Below are 17,115 nucleotides of genomic sequence, written 5' to 3' on the forward strand. Positions count from 1 at the left end.
AGCGGACCGGTGCGTCTCGGGAGAGGTGTCCCTCGAGATGTGTTGTCCGCGGACAACAGCAGCGCTGGGGCTGCGCGACGGCTCAAAATGAGCAAATTTCTTAAGTGCCGCAAAATTGGGCAAAAATCGACCCACAGAAAGGGCCCTCAGGGGCCCGAACTCGGAGGGGGTGGTGTGACGGGGTCATTGGGCCCGCCGGAGGCGCTCAGCGGGGCTCCTGGGCGTTTTGGGTCCCTCCGTGAGGCCCTGAGAGGGCCCGAATGCGCGGTTTTCGCTCAGCCGGGCCCCCTGAGCACTTCAGGCGAGCGGGATCACCGTTCTGAACTTTCCACCGGGAGACTGCTCGGGAGTTTCCTGCGCCCGCTCGATGGTCAGCCTCGCGAGCTTGTTGTCCGCGGACAACACTTTCAGCTCCCGCTCCACGGATTGCCATACGAGGTCCGGCTCCGCACCCTCCGCCAGGCGCAGCCGTACTCGGAGTGCCGAGGAGGCGGTCTGCTCGATCTGGAACAGCTCCACTCCCGGCGTGCGGTCGAACAGCGTGCTCAGCGCCAAGGGGCTGATCCGGACCTCGTCGCCGGAGATCCCGGGGAAGGTCAGGATGTCGCCCGCGCGGCCCTGTACCCGGATCGCCGGGAGCGGGCTGCCGCAACGGCAGGGGTCCGGATTGAGCAGAACGCTGTCCTCGAGGTCGTACCGCAGGAACGGCTGCACACGGTTGGCCAGGTTGGTGACGAGGACGGTGTGGGAGAACTGGCCGGGCGGGGTCGGCCGATAGTCCGCGTCGACCGGTTCCACAACGGCCCAGTCGGAGTTGACGTGGTACCAGCATTCTGCGCAGCTGTAGCTGAGGTAGGTGCACTCGGTGGCCCCGTACACCGTGCGGACCACCGTGCGGTCTCCGAAGGCCGCGGCTATTCGGTCGGTGTCCGCCGTGGTCATCGTTTCGCCCGCAGGTTGCACCAGCACGGGGTCGATGGTCAGGCGTCCCGCCTCCCGCTCCGCGGTGAGCAGCATGATCGTGCTGGTGTAGCCGATGATGACGGCCGGCCGGTACGCGTTGAGCTGGGCGACCAGTTCGGGCAGCGGCGTGTGCACGGAGAATGCACGGAGAATGCGCGGAGGATCTTGTTGCGCCAGCCCCCTTCGCGGGCCGCACGGCGGTTGCCGGCGAAGCCCACGTAGTGACCGCCGACCGCGACCAGTTGGGCGAACCGGCCACCCCGGGCCGCAGCCCGCAGGATGCCCGAGGGGCCCAGCCAGGTGGCGAGGGCCTGCGAGGTGAGCGCGGCACCAATGTCCATGTACCGGTCGTCAAGGACGAACAACCCGCGCCGACCGCTGGTTCCGGAGGTGGTGGCCACCATGTACCGGCCCAGGAACCGTTCTCCGATCCGCTCCGGGGTGTCGACGAAGTCGCGGACCTTGTCGTAGGTGATGTCCCGGTCGGTGGCCCAGTCGTCGAACTGCTCCATTAACCGGCGTTTGTCGGTGACGGGGAGCAGCGTCGGGTCGTCCACCCGCTGGGGGAGGCTGCTGTAGAGATCGCGGTAGTACGGGGACCCGGTGCGGGCGCGGGCCACGGCGTCGGCCAGTCGGGCTTGTTGGCGGCGGGCGAGTCCGTCGATGCCCTGCTTGCGGGCTCGTCGGATGTCCGGACCGAGCCACGACATGTTGCCGGGTGCGTTGTCCTGCGTCATTGTTGTGCGCTCCTTCGCGAGGCGGTGGGCCTGGGAGAGGGGGAAGAGGGGGGTGTGACGGGGAAGCCGACCTGGTGGAGGACGGCGAGGAAATAGGCCTCGATGTCCTTGGCCTCGGTGGTGTCGGGGTACGCGGCCAGATGCTGGAGTGCCGCACCGCTGAGCACCAGTTGGAGGGTCTCCGGGTCGCTGTGCGGGGGGAGTTGGCCTGTGGCGCGGGCTCTTTCGAGAGTGTTGCGGACTGCGTGACCGCGATGGCTTCCGTGTGCCGAGTGGTAGGTGTGAAGCAGCTCGGGGAGGTCGTCCACCGTGCCGTAGAGACGACGGACGAGACGGCGGGAGCGGGGCTCGCTGAGTTGTCCGGCCCAGTCCCTGACCATGGAGGGAATGTCCGGCCAGCTCAGTGCTGCGGGATCCGTGTCCTGGTACTCCCACTCGATGGCGTGTACCAGCAGATCGGTCAGGTTGGGGAACCTGCGGTACACGGTCGCGCGCGTGACTCCGGCACGGCGTGCGATCTGCTCGATGCTGGTCGCGCTCATGCCCCGCTCGATGAGCAGGTCCAGTGCTGCGACGAGGATCGCCTCGTCCGCCGCACGACTGCGCGGGCGCCCCGGGGAACGGGGAGGGGAGACTCCGGGTTCAATCGTCATGGGAAAACGATACGGTACTGCATCGTATTTAATCCAGAGGCCCCTGAGAAGGGAACGGGCATTAGCCTGACCCGCATGGAAGAGAGCAGTGGGACCGGCGGGGACAACGGGCTCGGCCTGATCGACGGTGTCGAGATCGTCGCCTTCCCCGACGGGCGGGCCTTCGAAAGCTGGCTGGACGTCAACCACGCACGCCAGGAAGGCATTTGGGTCAAGGTTGCGAAGAAGAAGTCCGGGATTCCGTCCGTGACCGACGGTGAACTCGTCGACATCGGGCTGTGCTTCGGCTGGATCTCCGGGCAGCGCCGTTCGCTCGACGGGGACCACTACCTTCAGCGGTACGTGCCACGCCGTCCCCGGAGCCTGTGGTCGCAGGTCAACGTCGACAAGGTGGCGTTGCTGCTTGCCGAGGGGCGGATGCGCGAGCCGGGAATGGCCGAGGTGCGCAAGGCACAAGAGGACGGACGCTGGACGAAGGCGTACGAGTCGCAGAAGACCGCCACCGCACCGCCCGACCTGGCGGCTGCACTCGATGCCGATCCTGATGCGCGGAAGGCCTTCGACGCGCTCGACAGGACGGCCCGTTACCAGTTGATCCTTCCGCTGCTCCAGGCCCTGACGCAGAAGGCCAGGGAGGCACGGCTGGAACGGGTGTTGAGCGTGCTGAGGTCGACGGAAGGCGGCTGAGCCCGGTGCTGCGGGCCGCGGGCACACGGCGACCGGTGCCGACGTCGCCGTTGGGGGAAAGAACCGGCCGTTGACGTGTTCCGCATTCAGAATGGGGAGGCGTCCGTGTTGCTCGGAGCCGGGCGAATCGAGTTGGGCGACGTCCTCGAAGAGTGCGAAGGCGGCCCGCAGCACACAGGGAGGCACCACGATGAGCAGGGCCAAGAGGGCGGACGCGGGATCGTCCGTGCCGCACGTCGCCGACAGCCATGACCTGATCCGTGTGCACGGGGCGCGTGAGAACAACCTCAAGGACGTCAGCGTCGAGATTCCCAAGCGTCGGCTGACGGTGTTCACCGGGGTCTCCGGGTCGGGCAAGAGCTCGCTGGTGTTCGCCACGATCGCCGCCGAGTCGCAGCGGCTGATCAACGAGACGTACAGCGCCTTCGTGCAGGGCTTCATGCCGACGCAGGCCCGGCCCGAGGTCGACGTGCTCGACGGGCTGACCACCGCGATCATCGTCGACCAGCAGCGCATGGGGTCCGATCCCCGCTCGACCGTGGGCACTGCCACGGACGCCAATGCGATGCTGCGCATCCTCTTCAGCCGGCTCGGGAAGCCTCACATCGGTTCGCCCAGCGCTTTCGCCTTCAACGTCGCCTCCGTGAGGGCGAGCGGGGCGATCACCGTCGAGAAGGGCGCCAAGAAGACGGTCAAGGCGACCTTCAACCGGACCGGCGGCATGTGCACCCGGTGCGAAGGCCGGGGCGCGGTCTCGGACATCGACCTCACCCAGCTCTACGACGACACGAAGTCGCTGGCCGAGGGTGCTTTCACCATCCCCGGGTGGAAGTCCGACAGCTTCTTCACCGTGCGGGTCTACGCCGAGTCGGGCCTCCTCGACCCGGACAAGCCGATCCGCAAGTACACCAAGAAGGAGTTGCAGGACTTCCTGTACCACGAACCGGTCAAGGTGAAGGTCGAGGGAGTCAACCTCACCTACGAAGGGCTGATCCCCAAGATCCAGAAGTCGTTCCTGTCCAAGGACCGGGAAGCGATGCAGCCGCACATCCGCGACTTCGTGGACCGGGCGGTCACTTTCACCACCTGTCCCGAGTGCGACGGCACCCGGCTCAGCGAACTGGCCAGGTCCTCGAAGATCAAGAAGATCAGCATCGCCGACGCCTGCGCCATGGAGATCAGGGACCTGGCCGAGTGGGTCCGAGGTCTCAAGGAGCCCTCCGTGGCACCCCTGTTGGCCGCCTTGCAGCACACCCTGGACTCGTTCGTGGAGATCGGGCTCGGCTACCTCGCGCTCGACCGGCCCGCGGGCACTCTCTCGGGCGGCGAGGCGCAGCGCGTCAAGATGATCCGCCATCTCGGCTCCTCGCTGACCGATGTCACCTACGTCTTCGACGAGCCCACCATCGGTCTGCACCCCCACGACATCGAGCGGATGAACGACCTGCTGCTGCGGCTGCGCGACAAGGGCAACACCGTGCTCGTCGTGGAGCACAAGCCGGAGACGATCGTGATCGCCGACCACATCGTCGACCTCGGCCCCGGTGCGGGTACCGAGGGCGGCACCGTCTGCTTCGAGGGCACCGTCGAGGGGCTGCGGACCGGCGGGACCGTCACCGGCCGCCACTTCGACGACCGGGCATCGCTCAAGGCGGAGGTGCGCAAGCCCACCGGGAAGCTGGAGATCCGCGGAGCGTCGACGCACAACCTGCGTGACGTCGACGTGGACATCCCGCTCGGCGTGCTCACCGTCGTCACCGGTGTGGCAGGGTCCGGCAAGAGCTCCCTGGTGCACGGGTCGATCCCGGCGGGGGAGGGGGTGGTGTCGATCGACCAGAGCCCGATCCGTGGTTCGCGGCGGAGCAACCCGGCGACGTACACGGGGCTGCTCGATCCGATCCGTAAGGCCTTCGCGAAGGTCAACGGAGTGAAGCCGGCGCTGTTCAGCGCCAACTCCGAAGGTGCCTGCCCGGTGTGCAACGGCATCGGCGTCATCTACACCGACCTGGGGATGATGGCGAGCGTCTCCACCCCCTGCGAGGAGTGCGAGGGCAAGCGGTTCCAGGCGTCGGTACTGGAGTACAAGCTCGGCGGCCGAGACATCAGCGAGGTGCTGGCGATGTCCGTGGCGCAGGCCGAGGAGTTCTTCGGCTCGGGGGAGGCGAGCACGCCTGCCGCGCACCGCATCCTGGACCGGCTCACCGACGTCGGACTCGGGTACATCAGCCTCGGCCAGCCGCTGACCACCCTGTCCGGCGGCGAACGGCAGAGGCTCAAGCTGGCCACGCACATGTCGGAGAAGGGCGGCGTCTACGTCCTCGACGAGCCGACGGCGGGCCTGCATCTCGCCGACGTCGAGCAGTTGCTCGGCCTGCTCGACCGGCTCGTCGAAGCGGGCAAGTCGGTCATCGTCGTGGAACACCACCAGGCGGTCATGGCCCACGCGGACTGGATCATCGACCTCGGGCCCGGTGCCGGCCACGACGGCGGGCAGATCGTCTTCGAGGGAACCCCCGCCGAACTGGTCGCCGCCCGGTCCACGTTGACGGGCGAACATCTCGCCGAGTACATCGGCGGCTGAGCGGGTTCTCGCGGATGCCGGATGTCAGTGGGGGATGGGATGGTGGGGCACATGACCGGGACCGACCTCAAGAGGGACCTGCACCAGTACCTCAAGTCCGCACGGGAGGCGCTGCTTTGGAAGGCCGAAGGGCTCTCGGAGTACGACGTCCGTCGTCCCCTGACCCCGACCGGAACCAACCTGCTGGGTCTGCTCAAGCACCTGGCGGGTTGCGAGGTCGGGTACTTCGGCGACACTTTCGGGCGGCCGTTCACCGCTGAGGCGATGCCGTGGCTGCAGGACTTCGACGGCGACCCCACCGTGGACATGTGGGCCACCGCCGACGAGTCCCGCGCCTTCGTCGTCGGCCTCTACCGCAAGGCGTGCGCGCACGCGGACGCCACGATCGAGGCGCTGGAGTGGGACGCCATCGGCCGTGTCCCGTACTGGCCCGAGGACCGCAAGGAAGTCTCGCTGCACCGCGTCCTGATCCACATGCTCGCCGAGACCAACCGGCATGCCGGGCATGCGGACATCGTCCGGGAAACGATCGACGGAACCGCGGGACTTTTGGAGGGCAACGAGAACCTGCCCCCGGCCGAGAGGATTTCGTGGGCGAAGCACGTGGAGCGACTGGAGGGGGTGGCTCGGGAGGCGGCGCAGGCGGCGGGAGAGGCTCCCGGGAAGTAGGGGGTCAGTCCGTCGCGGCGGTGAAAGCTTCCTCGTGCAGTACGGGGACCACGGTCGAGGCGTCCAGTTCGCTTGCCACCGCGACGTCCTCGGGGAAGCCGTCTCCGGCGAGTTCCCTGCCGGAGGCGCAGGCGGCGAGGGAGGCGGGCACGTCGGTGGTCGCGGTGTACGTCGCTGCGGCAGCGGTGGCCTCCGGCGACAAGGCGGGCTGCCCGGCGCCGGAGGCCTCCCGCAGGGCGGCCAGTACGGCTCCTGCGCCCAGGAGGTCCTCCAGGGCGGGGCGGAGACTGCCGTCCGGCCAGCGTTCGCCCGCTGCGACCACCCCGACGGGGCGGTCCGGCCTGCCGTAACCCCGGGAGGCCAGCCACCGGCCCACGGCGGTGGCGTTCCGCAGACAGGCGGCGACGACGGGGGAGTCGCCCGCCGCCGCGGCGATGGCCGAGCCGTTGGGGGAGGGGAGGACCAGCCTCGGGGTGAACGGGGCGCGTCTGAGGGCGGCGGGGGAGAGCGACCAGGGGGAGGACGGCGAGGCCATGCGGCGTCCGACGGCGAGGTCCGCCTCGTGTGAGGCGGCGTAGGGAGCGGCGGTCTCGTCGCGCCAGCGGTACGGGAAGACCCGGGTGCCCGCCTCCACCGCGACGCTCACCGCCGTGGTGAAGGACAGGACGTCCACGACGACCAGGCAGCGCACCCCGCCGGCTGCCAGCCGTTCGGCACCCGTGGGGCCCCAGTCGAAACGTATGCCGTGGTCCGTCTGCTGAAACCAGGTGTCCATGACCGGCCATCCTGTCACTCGGTGAGGAGGGGACGGGGCGGAGGAACCGGACGGTGACGTGCTTCGCCCCTATGCAGTTCTTCGGTCCTTCAGTCCCTCGGTCCCTGTCTCCCGTTGACAAATGATAAGCACAAGCAGATCGTATGTGCATGCTTACTAAATTGGTGAGGTCGGCCTGGGTGTCGGGACCGGAGTGCGGCGGGGGCGGTCCGGTCCTGGTGAGCGTCACGGACTTCGTGCTTCACCGGGGACGGGATCTGCTCCCGGTCTACCGCGAGGGGCGTCGACTGGGCTCGCGCTGGCGGGAGTTGGACGGGGCGTACGGGATGTGGCTCTGGGCGCTGCCCGGTGCCCGCCGGTGCGGGGCCGTGGCCGTCTGGCGTGACGAGGCCGCGCTGCACGGGTTCGTCGGCTGGCCGCCGCACGTCGAGATCATGCGGGCGTACCGGGAGAAGGGCGCGCTGACGTCCCGCAGTTGGGGTTCCGAGGTGTCGGATCCCGCCGTTATCTGGGGCCGGGCCCGGGCGGAATTGCTGGTGCCGCCCGGGCCGCGACCGGGTGAGCGGTCGTCAGCGTAGGCCGATGGCTTCGGCGGGGCAGATGCCGACGGCCTCACGGGCGGCATCCGCGTCGGGGTCGGTCCTCGGCAGCCTGGGGCGCAGGATCTCGACCAAGCCTTCCTCGGGGTCCTGGTCGAACACCCCCGGCGCGGTCAGTGCGCACATTCCGGAGCCGATGCACCGGTCGCGGGAGGCCCGTACCTGCCACTCGTCGGTGGTGGAGTCCTTGGGGCGGTCCGGAGTCCAAGGTGACATCGCCTTACACCTCGTCCCAGGTGACGGGGAGGCTGTGCACGCCGAAGATGGTCTGGTTCGTACGCAGCGGGATCTCCTCCTCGGGGGCCGCCAGCCGCAGGGTCGGGAACCGGGTGAGCAGGGCGGGCAGGGCCACCTGCATTTCCACGCGGGCCAGTTGCTGGCCCAGGCACTGGTGGATGCCGTGGCCGAAGCCCACATGGCCGGTGGCCTTGCGGTGCAGGTCGAGGGTGTCGGGGTCGGGGAAGCGCAGGGGGTCGCGGTTGGCGGTCTCCATGGACAGGACGACGGTCTCGCCGGCCTTGATCAGCTTGCCGTTCAGTTCGACGTCCTCGAGAGCCGTCTTGGCGCCCGTGTGCGTGATGGTCAGGTAGCGCATCAGCTCCTCGACCGCCTGTGGGGCGAGGGCCGGGTCGTCGCGCAGGGCGGCGAACTGGTCCGGGTGGCGGAGCAGCGCGTACGTGCCCAGGGCCAGCATGTTCGCGGTCGTTTCGAGTCCGGCGCCGAGCAGGAAGCTGCCGACGCCGGTGAGTTCCTCGTCGGTGAGGTCGCTGGAGGTCAGGTCGCCGAGGAGATCGTCGGTGGGCTCGGCCCGCTTGGCGAGGACCAGTTTGTGCATGTAGTCCCCGAGCGCGGTCATCGCCTCGTACTGAGCCTGCTGGTCGGAGACGATCGAGGTCAGCTGCAACGCGCACCGCTGGAAGAAGTCGCGGTCGGTGGAGGGGACTCCCAGCAGCTCGCAGATCATCAGGGCCGGTATCGGCTGGGCGAATGCCTCGACCAGGTCCACCGGCCCGTCGGCCTGCGCCATCGCGTCCAGTTGTTCGGCGGTGATCTCCTCGACGCGCGCGGTGAGTTCCCGCATCCGGCGGACCGTGAACTTGCCCATGAGCAGCTTCCGGAAGCGGGTGTGCTCGGGGGCGTCCATCCCGGTCATGTCGCCTGCCGGGGCGGGCGGCAGTTCGCCGATGTCGGCGAAGGGGTAGTGCATCAGCTCGTATCGGGAGCTGAAGCGGGAGTCGGCGAACACCGCCCGGACCGTCTCGTACCCCGTGGCCAGCCAGCCGACGTGGCCGTCGGGGAAGGCCAGCCGAACCAGCGGGTCGCGCTCGCGCAGGGCGGTCATCTCGGCGGTGGGGTCGAAGGGGCAGCCCGTGTCGCGGCCGGTGGGGATGTGGGGCACCGGCTCGACCGGGGGCGACGAGGGGCGCGACGACATGGGGCAGGCGGCTGCGGACGTGGTCGACGTTTCGTGCTGCACGAATTCCTCCAGAGCGACAACAGAGGTGGACCTCACTGGTGGCACCAGAATGGCACCAGTGTGGCGTCACTGCAAGGGGTTCGTGGCGCAAGCCTGTGTCGAGTTGGCTCCTTGAGGGTGTGCTCAGGTGGGGAACGGCAGGTCAGGGGGTGTCGGTCGAGCCTCCACCGGGGCGGACCCGGAAGGCGTCAGAGGTCTTCGACGGCGGGGGCGCGGAGGCGGTGTCGTCCTTCTTCATCGCCTTCGCCTCGCTCTTGAGGATGCGGGCGGCCTTGCCCGCGTTGCGGGCGAGTTCCGGCAGCTTCTTCGCGCCGAAGACCAGGACGAGGACGATCAGAAGGATGGCGAGCTCGCTGATGCCGAACATCGGTGTCCGTTCCGTTGAAGGGGCTGTTGCTGCGGGGCGCGGGCAGGTTGCCCGCGCCCCGTTGGGAGCGTAGAGCCGTTCCGGAGTCTTCCGGGGCGCCCCCTGGGTCAGACGTTGACGCCGAAGTCCGAGGCGATTCCGGCCAGTCCGCTCGCGTAACCCTGGCCGACCGCGCGGAACTTCCACTCGGCGCCGTTGCGGTACAGCTCGCCGAAGACCATCGCGGTCTCCGTCGCCGCGTCCTCGCTGAGGTCGTAACGGGCGATCTCCGCACCGCCCGCCTGGTTCACCACGCGGATGAAGGCGCCCCGGACCTGGCCGAAGCTCTGTCCGCGGCTCTGGGCGTCGTGGATGGAGACGGGGAAGACGATGCGCGCCACCTGGGCGGGCACGGCGGCCAGATCGACCTTGATCGACTCGTCGTCGCCCTCGCCCTCACCGGTGAGGTTGTCGCCGGTGTGCTCGACCGAACCCTCCGGGCTCTTCAAGTTGTTGAAGAAGACGAAGTGCTGGTCGGAGAGGACCTTCCCGGCCTCGTCGACCAGCAGTGCGCTCGCGTCGAGGTCGTAGTCGGCGCCCGTGGTCGTCCGTACGTCCCAGCCCAGGCCCACCACGATGGCGGACAGGCCCGGGGCCTCCTTGCTCAGCGAGACGTTGCCGCCCTTGGCGAGGCTCACACCCATGTCGTTTCCCTTCCCGAGTGCCTGACGCCGCTCCGCGTGGCGTGCAGGGCAGAATTCCGAATCCGGAGTTGAATCTACAACACTGTAGAAGTTCAGTGTCCGGGTACGCGGCGCCGCGTACGATGCTCCGGCGTCCGTACGGCGATCAGCCGCTCACCGGATGGCGGGAAGACGAACCGAAGGGGATGCCGGAATGACGGACGGGACAGAGCCGGACGGGACGCGGAATGCCGACCGGAACGGCAGCCCACGCGAACGCAGGCGCGGGCAGGGCGAGTTGGAGGCCCAGGTGCTCGCCGTGCTCGGGGAGGCACCGGAGCCGGTGACCGCGGCCTGGGTGCAGGAGAGGCTCGGCGGCTCGCTCGCGTACACCACCGTCATCACCATCCTCACCAGGCTGTACGACAAGGGTGCGGTGACCCGCAGCCGGGTCGGCCGTTCCTTCGCGTGGACGCCCGTCGCCGACGGGGCGGGGCTGGTCGCGCTGCGCATGCGCAAGCTGCTCGACCGGGAGGACGACCGCGACGCCGTGCTCTCCAGCTTCGTCTCGGCGCTCTCCCCGGACGACGAACGGCTGTTGCGGACCCTGCTGTACGAGTCGGAGGCGCCCGGCGACGGCCCGGACCGGGGTCCGGGGCGCTGACACCATGGGCGTCTTCGTCTACCTGCCGCTGATCCTGCCGCTCACCGCCCTGCCCATCGCCCGCCTCGCCGAACAGCACCTCCACCCGCGCACCGCCGCCCGCCTGCTGACCGCCGTCGCCGCGATCCTCGCCACGTGCAGCACCGTCTGCCTCGGCCTCCTCGTGGTCGTCGGCACCGCCCAGCTCCCCGGGAACCCGCTGCCCGACAGCTGGTCCGACCCCGAGGTGCGCGCGGCCGTCCCGTACGACGAGATCGCGGGCAAGGCATCCATCGGCGCGCTCGCGCTCGTCCTGCTGACCTGCGCCTACACCCTGTACCGGCACTACCGGTACCGGTCTCGCGCACACCGCGTCCTGGCCGGGCTCGGCACCGCGTCCGAGGTCGCCGTACTGCCCGACGACCAGCCGTACGCCTATGCACTGCCCGGTACGCAGGGGCGCATCCTCGTCTCCACCGGCATGCTCGCCGCCCTCACCGACACCGAACGCCATGCCCTGCTCGCCCACGAGCGCGCCCATCTCGCCGGACGCCACCACCGCCTTCTCCTGGCGGTCCGGCTGGCGGGCTGCGCCAACCCCCTGCTGCGGCCCCTGCACCGGGTCGTCGGCTACTGCACCGAGCGCTGGGCCGACGAGGAGGCGGCCCGTGCGACGGGGGACCGCCGGGCGACGGCGCGCGCGGTCGGCAAGGCGGCGCTGGTCTCCCGCAAGGGGCGCGGCGCGGTCTTCCCCGGTCTGGCGGCCTTCGCGGAACCCGGACCGGTGCCGCGCCGGGTCGCGGCCCTGCTCGGCCCGCTGCCGCCCGCCAACGGGTGGCCCCCTGCCCTCACCTCGGCCGGCGTCGCCGCCCTGGTGGCCGCTGCCGGTACGGCCGCCTCCACCCTGTCCGCGCTCAACGCGGCCGTCGGGCTCTACGTCGTGCTGGAGGCGGCCACCTTCGGCTGACCCGGCCGGTGGTCGGTCAGCGGCGGGGCTTGCCGCGCTTGGGGGAGTTGCGGTTGCTCTTGGCGACGGCCCGGCCGCCGCCGGGCTTCGGCTTGGCGGCGGGCTTGCGGGGAGTCTGCTTCGGCTTGTCGGCGCGCTTCTTGGCGCTCTTGGCGTCGGGGGTGTTCTTGGGGAGGGCCGGGCCTCGGGTGCTGTTGACCGTACGGCCTCGTACGATCCCGATGAAGTGCTCCACCAGCTCGGTCGGCTCGCCGGAGTCGGTCTGGGCCCAGGACAGGGCCACCCGGGACTCCGGGGTGCCCGTGATCGTCCGGTACGTCAGGTCCTTGCGGTGGTGGAGACGGGCCAGGGACTGCGGCACGATCAGGACGCCCACACCCGCCGCCACCAGCTCGATCGCGTCGGCGGTGGTGGCCGGACGCTCCTTGGCGGGCACGCCCGGGGGCTGCTCCCAGTCCAGGGTGTCGTCGAGGGGGTGCAGGACCAGCTCGTCGGCGAGGTCGTCGGCGGTGATCTCCTCGACGGCCGCGATGACGTGGTCCTTGGGGATCACGACGACCGTCGTCTCCGTGTACAGGGGGATCGCGGCCAGGTCCGTACGGTCGACCGGGAGGCGTACGAAACCGGCGTCCGCGCCGCCCTCGCGCAGGACGTCGAACACCTCGGCCGGGGGCGCCGCGACCAGGGTCAGCGGGACGTCGGTCAGCCGCTCGTTCCAGATCCGCACCCACTTGGTGGGGGTCACGCCCGGGACGTACGCGAGCCGGAACGAGGGGGAGATGGGGGAGGGTGCTTCCGAGCCTGTCACGCGGGTCAGGTTACCGGCAGCCACCGGGGAGCACCCACGGCAGCCGTGCGGTCGGCGGCAGGGCGCCTGCGTGTGGTCAGCGGTAGGGCACATGCTCGATACCCTTGACACCATGACGTCGCACCAGAACACCCAGACCATGAAGCCCGCCACCGCGGCGAAGAAGCTGGGTGTGTACCTCGAAGCCACCCCCGCAGAGTTCCAGGAGGGCGCGGTTTCGCGTGCCGAGCTGACCGCGCTCCAGGCCGACCCGCCCCAGTGGCTCCAGGACCTGCGCGCCAACGGCCCGCACCCCCGTCCCGTCGTCGCCAACAAGCTCGGCGTCTCCATCTCCGGCCTCGCCCGTGGCGGTGTCACCGAGGCGCTCACCACCGAGCAGATCGACGCGCTGAAGGACGAGAACCCGGAGTGGCTCCAGAAGGAGCGCGCCACGCAGAACGAGGTCCGCAAGGAGACCGTGCGGATCAAGGAGATGAAGGCCGAGAAGGCCGAGAAGTCGAAGTAGCGGGGCTTCTCCCGGGACGTCCGGTCCGGCGGGACAGCGTGTTCCGCAGGTCTCTTCGCTGCGGGCCGCGAAGCCTGCCTGAGGGGCGGCGGCGCACGTCCCGTACGTACCTGCACAGTGCTCACCAGGGGTTACGTCCCAGAGGTGGGGCTTGTAGGAGTCTACGAAGCGGGGGGCTGAGCCTGCCGGGTTTTCATGTCTTTTACCCCTCGCTGCGGACCCCCGGTTGCCTGTGTACTCCCTCACACAAGGTGAACAACGAAGGGGAGTCATTGTGACCGCGTACGCCGAAGAGAAGAGCATCCAGGAGCTGGAGCGCACTTGGATGGACGAGGCGATCCGCATCGCCACCACCAGCGTGGCGAACGGCGGCGGCCCCTTCGGCGCGCTCGTCGCCAAGGACGGCGAGATCGTCGCGCTCGGCAACAACCAGGTGACCGCGAACCTGGACCCGACCGCGCACGCCGAGGTCAGCGCGATGCGCGCCGCCTGCAAGGAGCTGAACACCTTCTCGCTGGAAGGCTGTGTGCTGGTCACCTCCTGCGAGCCGTGCCCGATGTGTCTGTCCTCCGCGCTGTGGGCGCGCGTCGACCGGATCGTCTTCGCGGCCGACCGTGACGACGCGGCCGTGGCCGGTTTCGACGACCGGAAGTTCTACGACCTGTTCGAGAAGCGGTCCAAGGAGCTGTGGCCCGCGACGATCGAGCGCCTCGACGTGGCGAACCGGAACGAGCCGTTCGAGGCGTGGCTGGCGAAGTCGGACCGCGTCGACTACTGACGTCCGGTGTGAGGGGGAGGGGGTGGGGTACGGGGCGTACCCCACCCCCTCTTTTGTTACTGGCAGAACGCCGCGTCCAGCACCTTCAGCGCGTTGGCCGGGCCGTCCTGCGTCGGCGGCATGTTGGCCGTGAGGGCGAGGGAGGCCGCCCGGCCGTCGTCCGTGATGCCGATGCGGGTGGCATGGCCCGGGATGTCGCCGCCGTGGCCCCAGATCGCGCCGCCGCAGCTCAGCGGCGTACGCATCACGCCGAGCCCGTAGCGCACGCCCTTGCCGCCCCACTTTTCGGGCACCGGGACGGTTGTGCGCAGCTGCTTCAGCTGCGCGGGCTTCAGCAGTTTGCCGTCGAAGAGTGCGCCGAAGAAGCGGTTCAGGTCGCTGGGGGTCGAGACGATCTGGCCCGCTGCCCAGCCCCACGAGGGGTCGAGCTCGGTGAAGTCCACCAGCGGCGCCCCCGGCTTCGCCGCGTGGTACGCCTTGGGGTGCTTGCCGCGGATGCGTTCCTCGCCCACGGCCGGGAAGTACGTGTTCCGCAGCCCCAGGCGGTCGATGACGCGGTGGTGGATCTGCTCGGCGAGAGGCCGTCCGGTGACCTTCTCGATCAGCAGGCCGGCGAGCACGTAGTTGGTGTTGTTGTACGCCCAGTCAGTGCCCGGTGCGAACAGGGCCTTGTGCTTCAGCGCGATGTCGAGGAGCGTGCGGGGCTGGAAGTAGGTGTGACGGTCCTTGCCCAGGATGTCGTCGAGGATGTATTCGGTGTAGTTGGGCAGGCCGCTGGTGTGGTTGAGGAGTTGGCGGATCTTGATGTTGTGACCGTCGATGCCGTCACCGCGTACCAGGCCGGGGAGGTAGTCCTCGATGGGGGCGTCCAGGTCGACCTTGCCCTCGCCGACGAGTTGCAGGACGACGACAGCGGTGAAGGTCTTGGTGTTGCTGCCCGCTCTCACCCGGCCGTCGACGGGGGCGGGGGCTCCGGTCTTCAAGTCCCCTGTGCCGAAGGCGTAGTTGCGGGTGCGGCCGTCGCGGTCGACGGTGGAGGCGAGGACGGCCGGGTACTTGTCCTTCCGGACGAGATCGCGCAGGCCCTGGCTGAACGTCGAGTTCCGGGTGTCGGACGCGGAGGAGGCGGAGACGGAAGCGGCTGCGGGGGCCGCCGATGCGGGCAGGGTGCTGCCCACGGTGAGTGCGGCGGCGAGCGCGGCCACGGCGACGATTTTGCGTCGGCGGCCGGAGGCGGACGGGGTGCGTGCGGGGTGCTGCGGGGAACGTACCGTCATGGAGAACGCCTTCGAGGTGTGCGGGGCCGCAGTTGGCGGCCGGACTCCTCCAGACTCTCCGTTCAAGATCTACCGGCCCATACGGTCAGCAGGCGCATCCGGTTGGGGGGTAGCCCCCCGGCGTGGTGGGGTCAGGTGCACCAAGCCTCGGTCCTAGATCCAGCGGTACGGCGGTCCGGGACCGGGGGCCGAGGTGCGGGGCGGCATCGGCGCATAGCGTCATGGGCATGAAGGTCATCGAGCAGCCCGCAGAGTCGCAACAGCCCGCAGAGCCTGTGGAATCGGCGGATCCGGCGGAATCCGCGGAACCCGTCGTCGTTCCCCGCACCCCCGAGCAGCGGAAGCAGGACGTACTCGCCCGTCTGGAGCGGGAGACGGACATCTGGGTCGCCACCGCCGACGGGGACGGCGTCCCGTATCTGGTGCCGCTGTGGTTCCGGTGGGACGGGGAGGCGCTCTGGCTGGCGACCCGCACGACCAACCCCACCGGGCGGAACCTGCACGAGAGCGGCCTTGTCCGGCTGGCGTTCGGGCACACCCGGGACGTGGTGCTGATCGACGGGACGGTGGAGAGCTTCGGTGCGGAGGAGGTGCCGACCGAGGCGGCGGACGCGTTCGTCGCGCGCTGGGGCTGGGACCCGCGCCGGTCGGCCGGTTCGGCCAGGCCCTACGCGTACTACCGTGTGGTGCCCCGGGCAGTGCAGGCGTGGCACGAGGAGCACGAGCTGCGCGGGAGGCATCTCATGCGGGAGGGCGTGTGGGTGGTGTGAGGCACCGGGATCGCGGGTGGTGGCTGGCGGAGCTGTCCGATCCGCTGTACGTGGTGTGCCCGAGGTGCGGGGGACGCGCAACGGTGGTCATGCGTCCCGGTCTGCCGGCCCGCAGGTACTGCACCGACCCGCTGTTCATGCCGCGTCGGCTGGTCTGCGCCGCCGGGTGCGGGGCGACGGCCGGCTGGGAGGCCCCGTTGGTGGGGCGGGCGCTGGTCGGGGTGACCATGGGCGGCACCGAGGATCCGTGCTTCGGGCGGCCGTTGTGGTTGCAGACGCGGTGCGCGGGGCGGGTGTTGTGGGCGTACAACGAGGAGCATGTGGGTGTGCTGGCCGGGTACGTCGGCGCGCAGCTGCGGGAGCGGGGTTCGTCGAGCTCGACGGGGGCGATGATTCCGCGGCTTCCGCACTGGATGAAGCGCGCCGAGAACCGTACCGACGTGCTGGCGGGTCTGGACCGGCTGCGGGACCTCGCGGGCCGGTCGGCGCCCGAGGAGCGGTCGGACGCGGCGTACGTACAGGGGGAACAGCCCCGGGAGCAGCGGAACGTGTACTTCGGGGGCGGCTCCTTCTAGGGCGGGGAGCCGACTCGTACGAGGCCCGCTCGCTGTCGTGCCGTCACTTCCGTTCCGGCCAGAGGCTGACCGGCACCGTGCAGGACGTGCCTGCCGTGTCCGTGCCGTCGAGCTCGTCGGAGATGCGGCGCAGGGCGGCGACGAAGGCGTCGGCCGCCGCCGCGTCGCCCACGGCGGCGGACATGCGGGCGACCTCGGCGTCGACGATGGCCCGCCCCTGCCGTACCCCTTCGTGCCCCTGCTCCGTCAGCTCCAACAGGACGACGCGCTTGTGCACGGGGTGGGGTCTGCGGGTGATCCAGCCGAGGCGGTCGACCTGGGCGAGCGTCGTGTTCACGGTCTGCGGGGTGAGGCCCTGGCTGCGGGCGAGGTCCGCCGCCGAGAGGGGGGCGTGCTGCTGGAGGATCGCGGCGAGGGCGAGCTGATTGCAGGTGAGACCCAGTCCGGAGAGCCCGTCGTTGAGGGTCCGGTGCATGGACTGACTGGCCTTCCACAGTGCGTGGTGCAGCGTCTGCTGCCACGGGATCACGGGGGGATCCGCAGGTGGGGCGGGGGTCTGGTCTGCTGCCGGCATGGGTGTGCTCCTCGGGTGACGTGCTGTCGATCCTAGCCGTGACCCATC

At 69.8% G+C, this 17,115-nt stretch carries 21 protein-coding genes; 10 read left to right on the forward strand and 11 right to left on the reverse strand.

Annotated features, from left to right (window positions below; genetic code table 11):
• Window positions 1-297: 297 nt before the first annotated feature.
• The 3 genes from IE269_RS43165 to IE269_RS16180 are packed head-to-tail and all read right to left on the reverse strand — an operon-like array spanning window position 298 to window position 2,353.
• Window positions 298-1,098: a hypothetical protein gene (locus IE269_RS43165; protein ID WP_229897744.1), complete on the reverse strand. Its 801-nt coding sequence runs from the start codon at window positions 1,096-1,098 to the stop codon at window positions 298-300.
• Window positions 981-1,700: a phenylacetate--CoA ligase family protein gene (locus IE269_RS43170; RefSeq protein WP_229897745.1), complete on the reverse strand. Its 720-nt coding sequence runs from the start codon at window positions 1,698-1,700 to the stop codon at window positions 981-983. Before IE269_RS43170 ends, IE269_RS43165 begins: the two co-directional genes overlap by 118 nt.
• A complete protein-coding gene (locus tag IE269_RS16180) occupies window positions 1,697-2,353 on the reverse strand; it encodes a TetR/AcrR family transcriptional regulator (RefSeq protein WP_189823645.1) in 657 nt (218 codons plus the stop codon). The genes IE269_RS43170 and IE269_RS16180 overlap by 4 nt, the downstream gene beginning before the upstream one ends.
• A gap of 75 nt (window positions 2,354-2,428) precedes the next feature.
• Here IE269_RS16180 and IE269_RS16185 point away from each other — a divergent pair, with 75 nt between their 5' ends.
• The 3 genes from IE269_RS16185 (at window position 2,429) to IE269_RS16195 (ending at window position 6,290) form a co-directional block, all read left to right on the forward strand.
• Window positions 2,429-3,040 (forward strand): YdeI/OmpD-associated family protein, encoded by a 612-nt coding sequence (locus tag IE269_RS16185; protein ID WP_189823646.1) that lies wholly within the window; start codon window positions 2,429-2,431, stop codon window positions 3,038-3,040.
• 190 nt (window positions 3,041-3,230) lie between these two features.
• On the forward strand, window positions 3,231-5,621 hold the full coding sequence (locus tag IE269_RS16190) for an ATP-binding cassette domain-containing protein (protein WP_189823647.1): 2,391 nt from the start codon (window positions 3,231-3,233) through the stop codon (window positions 5,619-5,621).
• Window positions 5,622-5,672: 51 nt separating this feature from the next.
• The gene (locus tag IE269_RS16195) at window positions 5,673-6,290 is read left to right on the forward strand and encodes a DinB family protein (protein WP_189823648.1); all 618 of its coding nucleotides are present in this window, start codon (window positions 5,673-5,675) and stop codon (window positions 6,288-6,290) included.
• Between the two features lie 4 nt (window positions 6,291-6,294).
• On the opposite strand, the gene IE269_RS16200 is transcribed toward IE269_RS16195, so the two are convergent.
• Window positions 6,295-7,065, reverse strand: coding sequence for a 2-phosphosulfolactate phosphatase (locus tag IE269_RS16200; protein ID WP_189823649.1), 771 nt, complete (start codon window positions 7,063-7,065; stop codon window positions 6,295-6,297).
• A gap of 179 nt (window positions 7,066-7,244) precedes the next feature.
• Here IE269_RS16200 and IE269_RS16205 point away from each other — a divergent pair, with 179 nt between their 5' ends.
• The gene (locus IE269_RS16205) at window positions 7,245-7,643 is read left to right on the forward strand and encodes a hypothetical protein (protein ID WP_229897746.1); all 399 of its coding nucleotides are present in this window, start codon (window positions 7,245-7,247) and stop codon (window positions 7,641-7,643) included.
• Here IE269_RS16205 and IE269_RS16210 read toward each other — a convergent pair.
• From IE269_RS16210 to IE269_RS16225, 4 genes are all read right to left on the reverse strand, one after another.
• Window positions 7,635-7,880: a ferredoxin gene (locus IE269_RS16210; RefSeq protein ID WP_189823651.1), complete on the reverse strand. Its 246-nt coding sequence runs from the start codon at window positions 7,878-7,880 to the stop codon at window positions 7,635-7,637. The two genes, IE269_RS16205 and IE269_RS16210, sit on opposite strands and share 9 nt — an antisense overlap.
• A 4-nt stretch (window positions 7,881-7,884) precedes the next feature.
• Window positions 7,885-9,099 carry a cytochrome P450 gene (locus IE269_RS16215; RefSeq protein ID WP_189823877.1) on the reverse strand — a complete coding sequence of 405 codons (1,215 nt, stop codon included), beginning with the start codon at window positions 9,097-9,099 and terminating at the stop codon, window positions 7,885-7,887.
• Between the two features lie 184 nt (window positions 9,100-9,283).
• Entirely contained in the window at window positions 9,284-9,508 is a 225-nt protein-coding gene (gene tatA, locus IE269_RS16220) for a twin-arginine translocase TatA/TatE family subunit (RefSeq protein WP_189823652.1), read from the reverse strand.
• Window positions 9,509-9,615: 107 nt separating this feature from the next.
• A complete protein-coding gene (locus IE269_RS16225) occupies window positions 9,616-10,191 on the reverse strand; it encodes a TerD family protein (protein ID WP_189823653.1) in 576 nt (191 codons plus the stop codon).
• 193 nt (window positions 10,192-10,384) lie between these two features.
• Between IE269_RS16225 and IE269_RS16230 the strand changes: the two genes are divergently transcribed.
• Together IE269_RS16230 and IE269_RS16235 are read left to right on the forward strand one after the other, a co-directional pair.
• Window positions 10,385-10,834: a BlaI/MecI/CopY family transcriptional regulator gene (locus tag IE269_RS16230; RefSeq protein ID WP_189823654.1), complete on the forward strand. Its 450-nt coding sequence runs from the start codon at window positions 10,385-10,387 to the stop codon at window positions 10,832-10,834.
• Window positions 10,835-10,838: 4 nt separating this feature from the next.
• Window positions 10,839-11,780 carry a M56 family metallopeptidase gene (locus tag IE269_RS16235; RefSeq protein WP_189823655.1) on the forward strand — a complete coding sequence of 314 codons (942 nt, stop codon included), beginning with the start codon at window positions 10,839-10,841 and terminating at the stop codon, window positions 11,778-11,780.
• A gap of 16 nt (window positions 11,781-11,796) precedes the next feature.
• On the opposite strand, the gene IE269_RS16240 is transcribed toward IE269_RS16235, so the two are convergent.
• The gene (locus IE269_RS16240; RefSeq protein WP_189823656.1) at window positions 11,797-12,588 is read right to left on the reverse strand and encodes a LysR family substrate-binding domain-containing protein; all 792 of its coding nucleotides are present in this window, start codon (window positions 12,586-12,588) and stop codon (window positions 11,797-11,799) included.
• Window positions 12,589-12,679: 91 nt separating this feature from the next.
• Here IE269_RS16240 and IE269_RS16245 point away from each other — a divergent pair, with 91 nt between their 5' ends.
• Window positions 12,680-13,093, forward strand: coding sequence for a DUF5997 family protein (locus IE269_RS16245; protein WP_189823657.1), 414 nt, complete (start codon window positions 12,680-12,682; stop codon window positions 13,091-13,093).
• Between the two features lie 325 nt (window positions 13,094-13,418).
• Window positions 13,419-13,871 carry a nucleoside deaminase gene (locus tag IE269_RS16250; RefSeq protein WP_189823878.1) on the forward strand — a complete coding sequence of 151 codons (453 nt, stop codon included), beginning with the start codon at window positions 13,419-13,421 and terminating at the stop codon, window positions 13,869-13,871.
• Between the two features lie 56 nt (window positions 13,872-13,927).
• Here the strand turns inward: IE269_RS16250 and IE269_RS16255 are convergent, their stop codons facing one another.
• Window positions 13,928-15,148: a serine hydrolase domain-containing protein gene (locus tag IE269_RS16255; protein ID WP_189823658.1), complete on the reverse strand. Its 1,221-nt coding sequence runs from the start codon at window positions 15,146-15,148 to the stop codon at window positions 13,928-13,930.
• Between the two features lie 227 nt (window positions 15,149-15,375).
• On the opposite strand from IE269_RS16255, the gene IE269_RS16260 reads away from it, so the two are divergent.
• Complete coding sequence (locus IE269_RS16260) at window positions 15,376-15,918, forward strand: pyridoxamine 5'-phosphate oxidase family protein (RefSeq protein WP_189823659.1); 543 nt, start codon at window positions 15,376-15,378, stop codon at window positions 15,916-15,918.
• Between the two features lie 89 nt (window positions 15,919-16,007).
• Entirely contained in the window at window positions 16,008-16,493 is a 486-nt protein-coding gene (locus IE269_RS16265; protein ID WP_229897747.1) for a hypothetical protein, read from the forward strand.
• Window positions 16,494-16,536: 43 nt separating this feature from the next.
• Here the strand turns inward: IE269_RS16265 and IE269_RS16270 are convergent, their stop codons facing one another.
• On the reverse strand, window positions 16,537-17,067 hold the full coding sequence (locus IE269_RS16270; protein ID WP_189823661.1) for a MarR family winged helix-turn-helix transcriptional regulator: 531 nt from the start codon (window positions 17,065-17,067) through the stop codon (window positions 16,537-16,539).
• Window positions 17,068-17,115: the final 48 nt, after the last annotated feature.

Origin of the sequence: Streptomyces spiroverticillatus, from assembly GCA_014650415.1 — a bacterium.
Taxonomy (GTDB): domain Bacteria; phylum Actinomycetota; class Actinomycetes; order Streptomycetales; family Streptomycetaceae; genus Streptomyces; species Streptomyces spiroverticillatus.